Source organism: Rhodococcus koreensis (assembly GCF_017068375.1).
GTDB lineage: Bacteria > Actinomycetota > Actinomycetes > Mycobacteriales > Mycobacteriaceae > Rhodococcus_F > Rhodococcus_F koreensis.
This window is the reverse complement of the sequence record NZ_CP070609.1, coordinates 2,425,608-2,439,498: the sequence shown is the minus strand read 5'-3', so window position 1 is coordinate 2,439,498 and position 13,891 is coordinate 2,425,608. Positions and strand designations below refer to the sequence as shown.

At 68.0% G+C, this 13,891-nt stretch carries 15 protein-coding genes; 6 read left to right on the top strand and 9 right to left on the bottom strand.

Features of this window, described 5'->3' with window-relative positions; all coding sequences use genetic code 11:
* The first annotated feature begins 52 nt into the window (after nucleotides 1-52).
* Nucleotides 53-730 (top strand): hypothetical protein, encoded by a 678-nt coding sequence (locus tag JWS14_RS11385; RefSeq protein ID WP_072948487.1) that lies wholly within the window; start codon nucleotides 53-55, stop codon nucleotides 728-730.
* On the opposite strand, the gene JWS14_RS11380 is transcribed toward JWS14_RS11385, so the two are convergent.
* From JWS14_RS11380 to JWS14_RS11370, 3 genes are read right to left on the bottom strand one after another with little or no spacing between them, the layout of a single operon-like run.
* Nucleotides 697-1,500: an exodeoxyribonuclease III gene (locus JWS14_RS11380; protein WP_072948485.1), complete on the bottom strand. Its 804-nt coding sequence runs from the start codon at nucleotides 1,498-1,500 to the stop codon at nucleotides 697-699. The two genes, JWS14_RS11385 and JWS14_RS11380, sit on opposite strands and share 34 nt — an antisense overlap.
* Nucleotides 1,501-1,534: 34 nt before the next feature.
* A complete protein-coding gene (locus JWS14_RS11375; RefSeq protein ID WP_095862473.1) occupies nucleotides 1,535-2,500 on the bottom strand; it encodes an N-acetylglutamate synthase, CG3035 family in 966 nt (321 codons plus the stop codon).
* The gene (locus JWS14_RS11370; protein ID WP_072948481.1) at nucleotides 2,490-3,080 is read right to left on the bottom strand and encodes a peptide deformylase; all 591 of its coding nucleotides are present in this window, start codon (nucleotides 3,078-3,080) and stop codon (nucleotides 2,490-2,492) included. Before JWS14_RS11370 ends, JWS14_RS11375 begins: the two co-directional genes overlap by 11 nt.
* 178 nt (nucleotides 3,081-3,258) lie before the next feature.
* Here JWS14_RS11370 and JWS14_RS11365 point away from each other — a divergent pair, with 178 nt between their 5' ends.
* From JWS14_RS11365 to JWS14_RS11345, 5 genes are all read left to right on the top strand, one after another.
* Nucleotides 3,259-3,597, top strand: a complete 339-nt coding sequence (locus JWS14_RS11365; RefSeq protein ID WP_072948479.1) for a DUF3263 domain-containing protein — start codon at nucleotides 3,259-3,261, stop codon at nucleotides 3,595-3,597.
* Nucleotides 3,598-3,621: 24 nt separating this feature from the next.
* On the top strand, nucleotides 3,622-4,170 hold the full coding sequence (locus JWS14_RS11360; RefSeq protein WP_072948478.1) for a LytR C-terminal domain-containing protein: 549 nt from the start codon (nucleotides 3,622-3,624) through the stop codon (nucleotides 4,168-4,170).
* 73 nt (nucleotides 4,171-4,243) lie between these two features.
* Entirely contained in the window at nucleotides 4,244-4,945 is a 702-nt protein-coding gene (gene sodC, locus JWS14_RS11355; protein WP_072948476.1) for a superoxide dismutase[Cu-Zn], read from the top strand.
* A gap of 75 nt (nucleotides 4,946-5,020) precedes the next feature.
* Complete coding sequence (locus JWS14_RS11350; RefSeq protein ID WP_072948474.1) at nucleotides 5,021-6,145, top strand: glutamate--cysteine ligase; 1,125 nt, start codon at nucleotides 5,021-5,023, stop codon at nucleotides 6,143-6,145.
* A gap of 118 nt (nucleotides 6,146-6,263) precedes the next feature.
* Nucleotides 6,264-7,547, top strand: coding sequence for a phosphatase PAP2 family protein (locus JWS14_RS11345; protein ID WP_072948472.1), 1,284 nt, complete (start codon nucleotides 6,264-6,266; stop codon nucleotides 7,545-7,547).
* Here the strand turns inward: JWS14_RS11345 and mnhG are convergent.
* From mnhG to JWS14_RS11315, 6 genes are read right to left on the bottom strand one after another with little or no spacing between them, the layout of a single operon-like run.
* Entirely contained in the window at nucleotides 7,516-7,854 is a 339-nt protein-coding gene (gene mnhG, locus JWS14_RS11340; RefSeq protein ID WP_005264391.1) for a monovalent cation/H(+) antiporter subunit G, read from the bottom strand. The genes JWS14_RS11345 and mnhG overlap by 32 nt on opposite strands.
* Nucleotides 7,851-8,111: a monovalent cation/H+ antiporter complex subunit F gene (locus tag JWS14_RS11335; protein ID WP_206013157.1), complete on the bottom strand. Its 261-nt coding sequence runs from the start codon at nucleotides 8,109-8,111 to the stop codon at nucleotides 7,851-7,853. Before JWS14_RS11335 ends, mnhG begins: the two co-directional genes overlap by 4 nt.
* Entirely contained in the window at nucleotides 8,108-8,680 is a 573-nt protein-coding gene (locus tag JWS14_RS11330) for a Na+/H+ antiporter subunit E (RefSeq protein WP_072948471.1), read from the bottom strand. The genes JWS14_RS11335 and JWS14_RS11330 overlap by 4 nt, the downstream gene beginning before the upstream one ends.
* Nucleotides 8,677-10,299 (bottom strand): Na+/H+ antiporter subunit D, encoded by a 1,623-nt coding sequence (locus tag JWS14_RS11325; RefSeq protein WP_072948469.1) that lies wholly within the window; start codon nucleotides 10,297-10,299, stop codon nucleotides 8,677-8,679. The genes JWS14_RS11330 and JWS14_RS11325 overlap by 4 nt, the downstream gene beginning before the upstream one ends.
* Nucleotides 10,296-10,865, bottom strand: a complete 570-nt coding sequence (locus JWS14_RS11320) for a Na(+)/H(+) antiporter subunit C (protein WP_095862477.1) — start codon at nucleotides 10,863-10,865, stop codon at nucleotides 10,296-10,298. The genes JWS14_RS11325 and JWS14_RS11320 overlap by 4 nt, the downstream gene beginning before the upstream one ends.
* Nucleotides 10,865-13,696 carry a Na+/H+ antiporter subunit A gene (locus JWS14_RS11315; protein ID WP_206013149.1) on the bottom strand — a complete coding sequence of 944 codons (2,832 nt, stop codon included), beginning with the start codon at nucleotides 13,694-13,696 and terminating at the stop codon, nucleotides 10,865-10,867. Before JWS14_RS11315 ends, JWS14_RS11320 begins: the two co-directional genes overlap by 1 nt.
* Nucleotides 13,697-13,891: the final 195 nt, after the last annotated feature.

Below are 13,891 nucleotides of genomic sequence, written 5' to 3'. Positions count from 1 at the left end.
GTGGTGAATACTGCTCTGCATAGAGAGCAGTGCTCACAATCGGAGGCGTGTCATGGTGGTGTCGGATCGGATCGACGGTCGTGCCGGGATCGCACGGATCTCCGCCGCAGCGCTGTTCGCCCTCGCGGGTGCGCTGTTCGTCGTCTACCCCGTGGTGCGTCCGTACGCGGCGGGCGGGGCACCGGACGGGCGGGCGGAGTTCGCCTCACCGTGGTGGCTCGTCGCCCACCTCGCCGCCGTCGGCGGATTCATCGCGTTCGGACTCGCGCTCGTTCCGCTCGCCGGCCTGCTGGAGGGGACGGCCGGCAGGCGGGCGGGCGTGGTTGCCGTGGCGGCGTCGTGGATCGGCATCGGACTGACCCTGCCGTACTACGGGGCCGAAACGTTCGCGCTGCACACGCTCGGCGCCAGCGGCCTGGACGACGGTGCCGTCACCGCCCTCGCCGAGAGCGTGCGGATGGGAGCGGCGCAGGCGACGCTGTTCGCCACCGGCCTGCTCCTCGTCGCGGTCGGCGCGGCGGCGGCCGCCGTGGCCATCGCCCGCTCCCGGCTACTCGCCGGCTGGTCGGGCATTCCGATGGCAGTGGGGTTCGCACTGTTCATCCCGCAGTTCTACGCCGACGCCCCCCTGCGCATCGCGCACGGCGTGCTCATCGGGTTCGGTTGTGCGGTTGTGAGTCTCGGGTTGCTGCGTTCTCAGTCGCCGAGGTCGACGATGACCGGCGCGTGATCGCTGGCGCCCTTGCCCTTGCGTTCGTTGCGGTCGATCTCGGCCTTGTCGACACGGCCCGCGAGGGCGGGCGACCCGAGCACGAAGTCGATGCGCATTCCCTGCTTCTTCGGGAACCGCAGCTGGGTGTAGTCCCAGTAGGTGTAGACACCCGGGCCCGGGGTGTGCGGACGGACGACATCGGCGAATCCCGATTCGACGAACGCCTGGAAGGCCTCGCGCTCGGGGACGGACGTGTGGGTCTTGCCCTCGAACAGCGCCGGATCCCAGACGTCCTCGTCGGTGGGCGCGACGTTCCAGTCGCCGACCAGCGCGATCTGCGCGTCCGGATTTCGGTCCAGCCATCCGACCGCATCCGTGTGCAGCTTCGCCAGCCACTCCAGCTTGTACGTGTAGTGCGGATCGGCGAGCTCACGGCCGTTGGGGACGTACAGGCTCCAGATGCGGACGCCGTTGCAGGTGGCGCCGATGGCGCGGGCTTCCTGCGCGGGCGCGACCTCCGGGTCCTTGTGGAACCCGGGCTGATCCTCGAAGCCGATCTGCACGTCGTCGAGACCGACACGGGACGCGATCGCGACACCGTTCCACTGGCTGAGGCCCACGTGCGCGACCTCGTACCCCAGTTCGCGGAACCGCTCGTACGGGAACTGCTCGTCCTTGCACTTGGTTTCCTGCATCGCCAGCACGTCGACGTCGGACCGCTGGAGCCAGTCCAGGATCCGGTCGGTACGGGCACGAACAGAGTTCACGTTCCAGGTTGCGATGCGCACGGCAGCCACCCTAGCGGCATTGTCCGACAGATTTTCAGCCGCCGGGTTCGGTGGCGTAGCGGTACCGGTGGTGCGCCACGAAGCCGACGTTGCGGTACATCGCCTGCGCGCCCTCGTTCTCGACGGCGACCTGCAGGCACGCGTGGGTCGCGCCGTGCTCGCGTCCCCAATTGATCATGTCGCCGCAGATCAGGCTGCCGATTCCGCGGCGGCGGTGAGCCTGCGCCACCTCGACCGCGGTGAGTCCGACCCATCGTCGGTCGTCGGGCGCGGTCGTGACGGATCCGCGGGCGACGGCGAGGAGCGCCGAGTCGGCGGCGCCGATCCGGCCGAAGCCGAGCGTCCCGCCGCGGACCGCGTTCAGCACGTCGACCGCGAAGTCGGGCAGCGCGGACCCACGGTAGCGGTACAGGGCGAGCCAGTCCGGATCCGGGTGATCGGTGACCGTCGTGGTCCGCGGACCCTCGGGCAGCGCCAGGTTTTCGACGTCGGCGGCCATCACGACCACTTCGTCGCTGACGTTCCAGCCCAGCGGCACCTCGCCCAGGCGGTCGGGGATCAGCAACCGCAGCGGGCGGTCCCGTTCGGCGTACCACTCGCGCAGGCGGTCGAGCGTGCCGCCGGGGGAGGGGTCGTCGAGACTCCCGACCGTCCCGCGGTCGCCGAGCGGCGCCGCCGAGTTGGCGCGTCCGGTGAAGCCGTGGCCGTACCGGGCGAGCCAGCCGTCGATCCATGCGTGCTCGATACCCGGCCAGCCGTCGGCGGAGGCCAGTTCGAGGGACCGGATCTCGCTCGCCCGCACCGGTCGTGCGGGGACCGCCTTCAGTGCGACCACACGCTCCGGCTCCACTTCGATCGCGGAGCCGGCAGCGTCGCGGACGACCACGGCCGGCTCGATGCTCTCGAGCACCCCGATGACGTCGGTCACCGGATGGCTGGACCCGGGCGGCAGTTGGTATCGCAGCACCACCCGGCTTCCGAGCGGAATGTCAGTCGTCATGCCCGAACGGGTCTTCGACCGTTCCCGGCACCCAGCTGAGCCCGGGAACTCCCCAGCCGGCGCGCTTGATGGTCTTCTTGGCGGCGCGTGCGTTGCGGCCGACCAGCATGTCGACGTAGAGGAAACCGTCGAGGTGACCGACCTCGTGCTGCAGCATGCGCGCGAAGAAGTCGCGTCCCTCGATCTCGACGGCGTTGCCGTCGGCGTCGGTGCCGGTGACCTTCGCCCACTCGGCCCGGCCGGTGGGGAACTGCTCGCCGGGAACCGACAGGCAGCCCTCGACGTCGTCGTCCGGGTCCGGCATGGTCTCGGGTCGTTCCGACGTCTCGAGGACCGGGTTGACGACGCAACCCCGGCGGCGGAACGGCTTTCCGTTCTCGTCGACGTCCGGGCAGTCGTAGACGAACAACCGCAGCGGCAGGCCGACCTGGTTGGCGGCGAGCCCGACGCCGTTGGCGGCGTCCATCGTGTCGTACATGTCGGCGATGATGTCTGCGAGTTCCGCAGGTGACTGGGACACCGTCTCGGTCGGTTCGTGCAATACCGGGTCGCCCACGATCCGGATGGGGAGGATGGCCATGGTCGTCAAGGATAGTGCGGCGCGCCCGAGCCGTTCGCACTGCCCGCGGCGTTCGTCGTGGTTGAATAGTCGCTGAAGTACAGCTGTGTAATTCGTTGCTCGGTCGGCCACGCGATCGAGGAGCCGGGGGAACGTGGTTTCGCTGACATCGAGCGAGAGCTAGTAGTCGAGGAGTGAGATGGACGGCGCAACAGCGCGTAGTCGGAACCAGTCCGAGCGCACCGACAGCGACACTTCCGTAGGGGTCGACGACGTCGTCGACGACGGTCTCTCGCGTCGGGAGCACGACATCCTGTCCTTCGAGCGCCAATGGTGGAAGTACGCCGGCGCGAAGGAAGAAGCGATCAAAGAGCTGTTCGACATGTCCGCCACCCGGTACTACCAGGTGCTCAACGCGCTGGTGGACCGGCCGGAGGCACTCGCAGCCGACCCGATGCTCGTGAAGCGCCTGCGACGGCTGCGCGCGAGCAGGCAGAAGGCCCGCGCGGCCCGTCGCCTCGGGTTCGACGTCACGTAGCACCCGGTCGCTAAGGTCGACATCGTGAGTACTCCGAAACCCGAATCGTCCGGCCCGCCGTTACGTGCCCTCGCGATGGTGCTGATCGCCCTCGCGATTCTCTTCGCGGGTCTCGGTTTCGCCTCCCTCGGAGGTTCGGACTCGGAGGAGACCGCAGCCACCGTCACGACCTCGGCGGCTGCCACGACCACCGCCGCCCGTCCGACGACGGCCGCCGGAGCGGCGGGAGGCACCTCGGCTTCCGCGGCGAGCACGACGTCCGGTGCGTCCAGTACCACGAAGGCCGCCGACGCGGCGTCGGTGCCGGTGCGGGTGCTCAACAACAGCAACGTCACGGGTCTCGCGAGCCAGACCGCCACCGAACTGATGTCCTCGGGGTGGACGGTGTCGGAGACCGGCAACTACAGCGACAGCACCATCTCCGAAACCACCGTGTACTACGGGACTTCCGCCGCGGAGAAGGAAGCGGCCATCGAGATCGCGGCGCAACTGGGGGTGTCGGCCGAGCCGAAGTTCCCGGGAATCGCGAATTCGTCTGCCGGTGTGGTCGTCATCGTCACTTCCGCGCAGTAGACCGGACGGTCGGTGCATCGGCGCCGCGGTTATGATCAGATGCACTTCTTCGCCACCTCAAAGGAGCGGTTTGATGGCCTCGAGTTCTACCCGTCGGATGTCCTGGCGCATTGTCACCCCGGTGGTGGCCATTGCCGCACTCGGACTGACCGCCTGCAGTAACAACGAGGCGCCGTCCGACGTTCCCGGCACCACTCCTCCCGTCTGGACCGGTGCCGCCGATCCCAGTGCCGCAGGCGTTCCCGGCGACGCCGAGAGCGGCTCGGGCGAGCACGCGGAGAGCGGCGCGCTCACCGCGACGCTGAAGAACGCGGAGGGCGTGAACGTGGGTACCGCCACGTTCAAGCAGTCGGGAAGTCACGTCGAGGTCACCGTGTCCGTCAAGGATCAGACGCCCGGGTTCCACGGATTCCACGTGCACTCCGTCGGAAAGTGTGAGACGAACTCCGTGGCACCGACCGGTGGTGCGCCCGGAAACTTCCTGTCCGCGGGCGGGCACTTCCAGGCCGAGGGCCACTCGGGGCACCCCGCGAGCGGCGACCTCACCTCGCTGCAGGTGCTGGAGGACGGCACCGCCGAGTTGGTCACCACCACCGACGCCTTCACGGTCGAGGACCTGAAGAACGGCGACAGCGGCACCGCGGTCATGATCCACTCGGGTCCCGACAATTTCGCGAACATCCCCACCCGTTACGCACCCGCTCCCGATCAGGAAACCCTGAACACCGGTGACGCAGGCTCTCGTGTGGCCTGCGGTGTCATCGGCGCCAGCTGAGTCGCGTGACACCCCGGCTGCGGCCGGGGTGTCGGTGCGCTGCCGCGGGCCTCGGCCTGTGGTTGGATCGAAACCGTGGTAGTTCCCTTTCCCGGTTCGCCGCGGCCGACGCTGGGTGTCGAGTGGGAGATCGCGCTGGTCGACAGGGTCACGCGGGATCTCTCCAACACGGCCGCGGAGGTGTTCGACGCGGTCGCGAATCTCGCGGGTCCGGAGGATCCGCGGATCACCAAGGAGTTGCTGCGCAACACCGTCGAACTCGTCACCGGCATCCACTCCACCGTCGGTGAGGCGATGGACGACCTCGACGAGTCGCTCGACCTGCTGCGGCGGGCGGCGAACCCGCTCGGGGTCGATCTCATCTGCGCCGGAACGCACCCGTTCGCGCAGTGGTCGACCCAATTGGTCACGCGGACACCGGATTACGACGAGCTGATCGAGCGTACCCAGTGGTGGGGCCGTCAGATGCTGATCTGGGGTGTGCACGTCCACGTGGGGGTGTCTTCGCCGCAGAAGGTGTTCCCGATTCTCAACGCGCTCTTGCAGCGGTACCCGCATCTGCTCGCGCTGTCCGCGTCCTCACCGATGTGGGCGGGCGTCAACACGGGGTACGCGAGCAATCGCGCCCTGATGTTCCAGCAACTTCCCACCGCGGGGCTGCCGTACCAGTTCGCGAACTGGGCGCAGTACGAGGATTTCATCAGCGACCAGATGAAGACCGGCGTGATCACCAAGATCGGCGGGATGCACTGGGACATCCGGCCCGCGCCGCGGTGGGGCACCATCGAGGTCCGCGTCTTCGACGGTATCTCTACCCGCGCCGAACTCAGTTCTCTCGTCGCGCTCGTGCACTGCCTGATCGTCGACCTGGACCGGCGCTTCGAGGCGGGCGAGAACCTGCCGAACCTGCAGCCGTGGCACGTGAAGGAAAACAAGTGGCGGGCCGCGCGGTACGGGCTCGACGCCGAGATCATTCTCGACGAGGACAGCAACGAGCGACTCGTCACCGACGACCTGAACGACCTGCTGGAGAAGCTGGCGCCGACCGCCGTGCGTCTCGGCTGCGCGGACGAATTGGCCGCTGTGGAGGAGATTCCCCGCCGCGGCGCCTCCTACCAGCGGCAACGTCAGGTCGCGGAGGCGACCGGCGGTGACCTGGTGGCTGTCGTCGATGCGCTGGTGAAGGAGCTCGGGACCTGAAAGCCGGTCTCGGGCAGGACACTCGTCCACTTGCCGTTCACGTGTTGTTTACACTTGGCGGGTGTCGATCGACGATGTTGCCGTTGTACGGCCGGGTGGGCCCGTCGATCGTTCCCGCATGTTCGTCGCGGGCGGGGCGCTCGGTGTCGCGATCCTGCTGGTCGTGGTCCAGTCGGTCGCGTCCGTCCAGGGTTTCCAGGGGCCCCTGGAGAGCCTGTTCCGCGACTACGTCCTGACCCCCAAGTCGGCGTCCGTTCCGTGGGCCGGCCTCGCGCTCGCGATGGTCGGGCTCAGCAACCGGCAACGCGTCGTGGCGCTGTCCGCGGCAGCGGGCATCGACGTGGTGGTCGCGGCTGTGCGCTACCTGTCGGGTGGCCCGCTGACCGTCGGTAACGGCGCGACGTGGGTTCTGACGGCGGTCGGTGTCTACGCCGCGGTCCGGTGGACGGGTGAGCAGCGGCGCAGCGCCCTGAAAGGTGTCGGGCTGGGTGCGCTGCTGATTCTCGCGACCAAGTTCGGCGACGCCTGGCTGCAGGTCACGATCATGGCCGGGCCGATGGTCCTCGACGAGTTCGCCCAGCTCGCGGATCACGCGCTGGGAAGCCCGTCGTGGCACATGGGGCAGTTCGTCGACGCGCTCGGTCCCGTCGGTTACGGCATCCTGCACTGGGTCTACATCGAACTGCCCGTCGCGGCCATCGCGGTGGCCGTCTACCAGCTTCGGAACGGATGGCCCTCGCACTACCTGGTGCGCACGTTCCTGCTGATCGGTCTCGTCGGTCCCATCTTCTACGTGCTGTTCCCCGTGGTCGGTCCGATCTTCGCGTTCGGTACCGAAGGGCAGGGGTTCCAGGTCAGCGACTACTGGCCGAACTTCGTCCCGGCACCCGACTTCGCGCCCGAACCCCTGTCGTTCGATTCGACGACCCCGCGCAACTGCATGCCGAGCCTGCACACGGCGTGGGCACTCGCGCTGTTCATCCACTCCCGGCAGGGCGCCTGGTGGCTGCGGCTCGGCGGCACGTTCTGGCTGGTGTGCACACTGACTGCGACCCTCGGGTTCGGCTACCACTACGGCGTCGACCTGGTCGCCGGAGCCGTCCTGTGCCTGACCATCGAGTCCGCGCTCCGCGACCCCGAACGGGGGTGGGGCTGGTTCCGGGTCCGTCTCGTCGGCGGTGGCGCGCTGGTGCTGACGGGACTGCTGCTCAGCTACCGCTACCTCGCGGTGCCGATGGGCCGATTTCCGGAGGTGTCCGGACCGCTCGTTCTCGGCGCCCTTGCCGCGATGAGTCTCGGCTTCTATGCGACGTTCTTCGCCAGGCCCGACACCGCGCTCGCCCGGTGGGGCAACGGCGCGAAGGCGGCTGTCACGGACGTTCTGGTGGCTCCAACTCGTTGATCATCAGCAGCCCGTCCTGATCGCGCTGCTCCCGGTACGCCACCCGGCCGACGCTGTGCGCGATGACCGGCGCGGTGAACAGGGTGAAGATGCCGACGAGGATCAGCATCCAGATGTCGACGTTGCCGCGCAGTTCGAGGACTGCGCCCGCGAGAACCATGATGAGACCGACCACCTGCGGTTTGGTGGCGGCGTGCATGCGGCGCAGGGTGTCCGGGAAGCGGACGATGGCGATGGCGGCCGTCAGTGCGAGCAACGACCCGCACAGCATGAGGGTGGCCCCGATGACGTTCAGCACGGTCGTCACGACTTGTCACTCACCCGGAATCGGGCCACCGACACCGAGCCGATGAACCCCACCAGCGACAACGCGACGATTGCGGGCACGATCGTCGTGTCGCCGGTGTACGCCGCCCACACGGCGAGTCCGCACATCGCGAGGGCGATCAGCGTGTCGAGGGCGACGAGGCGATCCAGCGAGTTCGGACCGTCGAGCAGCCGGAACGTCGTCAGCATCCCGGCAACGACCAGGATGATTCCGGATATGACCGATACGACTGTCATGAGCTGCCCTCCTGAGCGGGGTCGTCGTACTGCTGGTCGCGGTTGTGCCAGGGGCTCGGTTTCCAGTCGGAGTCCCGTTCGAACGCCTCGATGAACAACCGCTCCAGCTGCGCGACCGTGCGGTAGAACTGGCTGACCGCCTTCTGCGAGCCCATGTCCAGGACGTGGACGTAGACGATCCGCCGGACCTGGTCGATCTCGAGAACCATGGTCCCGGGGATGAGGTTCAGCACGTCGATGCAGAGGGTCAGCACGAGGTCCGACTTGATCCCCAGCTGGTACCGCAGGACGCCGGTGACGGGCGGCGGCCCGGGACGGAGTGCGAGCCACGCGATCTGGAGGCTCGACTGGAGCGAGTAGTACACGAACATCACCGCCAGCCGCAGCAGCGGCAGGAAATGCACCCGGCCCTCCACGGGCACCCGCGGCAGCGGCATCAGCACCATGATGATCGCGCCGACGGCGAGTCCGCCGAGGATGTTGCCCCAGCTGACGTTGCCCCACAACAGGATCCACACCGACATCAGCCACAGCAACGCGCCGAACTGGAGAATTCTCTCGCGTTTCATCGCGGTGCCTCCTGCGCTTCGCCGCCGGGGTGACCGCCGAGGACGGCGTCGATGTAGATGGACCGGTTCTGCAGATCGCTCGCCGCGCGATCGCTGATCTGGATGATCTGGCCGGCGAACACCGTCATCGCCAGCCCGACGGCGACGAGGGCGACGGTGGGGATCAGCATCATTGCGGGGATCCGGCCCACGTCGGCGCGGTCGTCGAATGCGATGTCGGCCTCGGACTCGTCGAGCAGCGCCGACGGGCTGACGTCCGCGAGGTCGCCCTCGGGGGCGTCGGCGCGGGCCCGCCAGAACGCCTTGGTCCACACGCGTGCGACGACGTACAGGGTGAGGAGGCTGGTGACGGTTCCGCCTGCGACGAGGGTCCACGCCAGCACGCTCGCGTCCGCCGAGCCGGCCTGCAACAACGCGACCTTGCCGATGAACCCGGAGAACGGGGGAATGCCGCCGAGGTTGAGGGCCGGAATGAGGAACACGATGGCCAGGACGGGGCTGGCCGCGGCGAGCCCACCGAGACGCCGCAGCGACGAGGACCCGGCCTGGCGTTCGATGAGACCGACCACCAGGAACAGCGTGGTCTGCACCAGGATGTGGTGGGCGACGTAGTAGATGGCACCCGAGAGCCCCGACTGCGTGGACAGCGCGACACCGAACACCATGTACCCGATGTGGCTGACCAGGGTGAAGGACAGCAGACGTTTGATGTCGCTCTGCGCGATCGCACCGAGGATGCCGACGAGCATCGTCAGCAGGCCGCACACCATCAGCACGTTGTCGAGTTCGCCCTCCGGAAAGAGCAGCGTGTGCGCGCGGATGATCGCGTACACACCCACCTTGGTGAGGAGGCCGGCGAACACGGCGGTGACCGGGGCCGGCGCTGTGGGGTAGGAGTCGGGCAGCCACGTCGACAGCGGGAACACCGCGGCCTTGATGCCGAACGCCACGAGCAGCACGCCGAAGATGGCGGTGCGGGTGCCGGACGGGATGCCGTCGAGGCGGGTGGCCATGTCGGCGAGGTTGAGGGTGCCGGTGGCCGCATAGGCGAACGCGATGCCCGCCAGGAAGATCAGCGAGGACACCATCGACACCATCACATACGACACACCCGCGCGGACGCGGTCGGCGCTCGCGCCCAGAGTCAGCAGCACGAAACTGGCGGCGAGGAGCACCTCGAAACCGACGTACAGATTGAACAGGTCGCCGGCGAGGAATGCGTTGGAGATGCCCGCCGTCAGCGCCAGATACGTCGGCAGGAAGATCGAGACGGGCTGGTCCTCACTGCCGTCGCGGATACCCTGACCCACGGCGTACGCCATGACGGCGAGCAGCACGATGGACGAGACCACCAGCATCATCGCGGACAGTCGGTCGACCACCAGCGTGATGCCGATCGGCGAGTCCCAGCCACCCACCTGAACGGCCGTCGTGCCGTCGCGGTCGGCGAGGAACAGCAGCAGTCCCGACACGACGAGGACGCCGATCAACGCGACGAGCGTGATGATCCGCTGGGCCCGCGGACGCCGTCCGAGCACCAGCGTGGCCGCGGCGGCGAGCATCGGGACGAGGACGGGCAGCGGCGCGAGCGCCGTGATGACGTGCGGGGAAATGGTCACGACTTCTCCCCGATCCCGGCCTTGTCGATCTCCTCGTCGTCGTCGAAGTCACCGTCGTGCAGGTCTTCGTAGCATTCGAGGTCTTCGAGGTTCTTCAGTTCTTCCAGGGGAATGGGGTTTCCGTCCTTGTCGAAGGCGTCGCCGCTGAAACTCGGCTCGCCGGTGACCGGGTCGTCGGAGCGGTCGCGGTCCGGGGCCTCGGCGGGCGACCGGCGCCGCAGGACCTTGGTGTCCTCGGGGTCGTTCTCGACGGCGTCCTGCGTGGTGATCTTGAACGACCGGTACGCGAGCGCGAGCACGAAACCGGCGATGCCCATCGTGATGACGATCGCCGTCAGGATCATCGCCTGAGCCAGCGGGTCGGCCATCGACTCGTGAATGGACTCGCGGCCCACGATGGGCGGATTGCCGTCCCGCCCACCGGACGTGAGGATGAGAAGGTTGATGCCGTTGCCGAACAGCAGCAACCCCAGCAGCATGCGGGTGATACTGCGTTCGATGAGCAGGTAGACGCCGGCCGACACGAGGACGCCGATGATGACGAGAAATCCGAGGTTGGCGCTCATTACTGGTTCACCTCGACCTGTGCGTCGAGACGTGCCCCGAGACTGCGGAGTACGTCGAGTACGAGTCCGACCACGATGAGGTACACACCCAGGTCGAAGAACAGGGCGGTGACCATCTTGACGTGACCGAACACCGGCAGCGTCACCTCGAAGACCGCGGAGGACAGCGCGGGGGCACCGAGGAACAGCGACGCCAGCGCGGTGCCTGCGGCGAGCGTGAGCCCGAGCCCCAGGATCTTGCCCGCGTCGATCGGGACCGTCTCGCCGAGTTCGTACCGCCCGCCCGCGAGGTACCGCAGGACCAGCGCCAGACCGGCGGTGAGGCCGCCGGCGAACCCGCCGCCGGGCGCGTTGTGACCGGCGAAGAAGAAGTACACCGACAGCACCATGATGGTCGGGAAGATCAGCCGGGTCGTCACCTCGAGGACCAGTGACCGGTGTTTCGGATCGATGAGGTCGCCGCCGAGCAGCCAGGTGGTCTCGGAATGCGAGGCCGAAGACTCGGCCGTGACCGCGGGGGCGTCGGCCACCCGGGGGGCGCTGCCGAAGCGGCGGTTGCGGAACACCAGGCTCGCGACACCGGTGGCCGCGACGAGCAGCACCGAGATCTCGCCGAGCGTGTCCCAGGCGCGGATGTCGACGAGCAGGACGTTGACGACGTTCTTGCCGTTGCCGAGGTAGTACGCCGCGTCGGGGAGTCGCTCGTAGATCGGCACCGAGTTCCGCGCGTTGATGGCGTACGCGCCGATCGTGGTGATGGTGGCACCGACCGCGACCGCCAGCAGCGCCCGCGGAATCTTGAATCCGATCGCCCGGCGCTCGTCCACCTCGGCGGGCAGTTTCCGGAACACGAGGACGAAGATGACCAGCGTCAGTGTCTCCACCAGGAACTGGGTGAGCGCGAGGTCGGGAGCGCCGTGCAGAGCGAACAGCACACCGCAGCCGTAGCCGCTGAGACCGACGAGGATCACGCTGGCCAGACGGTTGCGCATCACGGTTGCGGCGAGCGCGGCCGCGACCATCATCAGCCCGATCACGAACTGCACCGGCGAATCCCACAGGCGCACGTCGGCGCCGGTGTCGGTGCCGACGGCGAGCAGCACCAGCGGCACCAGCACCAGGGTGCCGAGGATGGTCGCCTGGGTCAGCGGTAGCGAACCGCGCTGGGTGGCGCCGGTCAGCCGCATCGACAGGGCGTCCATGCCGCGCAGCGTCGCGTCGTAGATGCGGTCGGCGTTGCCGAGCGGGGGATGCTCGAACCGCAACCGGTTGACCCAGCGCTGCGCCACGAAGAGCGCGGTGCCGACGGCGAAGACGAGCAGTGTGAGCAGCAGCGCCGTGTTGACGCCGTGCCACAGCGCGAGGTGGTAGTCGGTGGCGGCCTCCGGGGGCAGGGTGCGCGAGTACGGCGTCAGCAGCTTCTCGAGCTGCGGCGCCGCCAGTCCCGCCGCCAGGCTCAGCACCGCGAGAACGGCGGGTGCGGCGAGGAACAACGGTCCGGGCGCATGCATGCCCTGCACGGCCGGGCTCGGCCGCGCGAGCCGCTTGCGGCCGAAGGCGCCCCACATGAAGCGCACGCTGTAGGCGAGCGTGAGGATCGAACCCAGCACGACGACGCCGACGGTGGCGATCCGCGCCGGGTCGGCGAGGACGGTCGTGCTCAGCAGGGAGTCGAACGCGGCCTCCTTGCCGACGAACCCGAGGAACGGCGGAAGCCCGGCCATGCTGGCCGCGGCCAGTGCGGCGAACACCATCAGCGCCGGCGCACGATTGCCGAGGTGCGCGAGTTTGCGGATGTCGCGGGTCCCCGTCGTGTGGTCGATGATGCCGACCACCATGAACAGTGCGGCCTTGAACATCGCGTGCGCGACGACCATCGTCATGCCGGCGAGCGCGGCGTCGCGGGTGCCGAGACCGACCAGCACCATCATGAAGCCGAGCTGGCTGACGGTGCCGAACGCGAGCACCAGTTTGAGGTCGAACGCGCGCATCGCCCGCCACCCGGCGAGGACCATCGTCAGCAGGCCGAGCGTGATGATCGTGAACCGCCAGGGCGCCGCGTCGGCGAAACCTGGCGACAACCTGGCCACGAGATAGATACCGGCCTTCACCATCGCGGCGGCATGCAGATAGCCGCTGACCGGGGTGGGGGCGGCCATCGCGCCGGGCAACCAGAAGTGCAGCGGGACGATCGCCGACTTCGACAGCGCACCGATGAGGACCAGCACGACGGCGACACCGGCGAGCCAGCCGCGAGGTGCGACCTCGATCAGTTCGGACAGGTTGTACGTGCCACTCACCTGGCCGAGGATGATGATGCCGACGAGCATCGCCAGACCACCCGCGGTCGTGACGAGCAGCGCCTGCGTCGCGGCGCGGCGGCTCGAGGCGCGTTCGGCGTAATGCCCGACCAGCAGGAACGACAGGACCGTCGTCAGTTCCCAGAAGATGTACAGCAGCAACATGTTGTCGCTCGCGACGAGCCCGAACATGGCCCCGGCGAATGCCACCATCTCGGCGGCGAAGATGCCGAGACGGGGTTCGTCGTCGGTGAAGTAGCGGGCGCAGTAGACCAGGATCAGCGTGCCGATGCCCAGCACCAGCACCGACATGATCGCGGCGAGCGGATCGAACCAGAAGTCGAGGTCCATCGACAGGCCCGGAGCCCATTCGACGGACACGGTCTGCACCGTGCCCCAGTTCGCGATCACCCATCCGAGTGACACCAGCGGGACGAGGGAGAGGGGATAGAAACCGTTGCGGCCGAACTGGCGCACCACAAGCGGAGCCAGAACGGCGGCAACGGCATGGGCGAGCAGAACAGCAAGCAAAAGGCACTCCGTCGGGGGTCAGCGGGCGGCGGGGTGTCGGAACGAAACGAACCGAGTCGTGTAGACCGTTCGCTTAGCTAGCGAACTGGGCTACGTGTACATCCTACTGGGTCGGTTATTCGGACCCACAATCGCGGCAAATCGGACTAATGGGGCGCATTGTGTTATGGGCACGTGCCCGGACTGATCTATCTT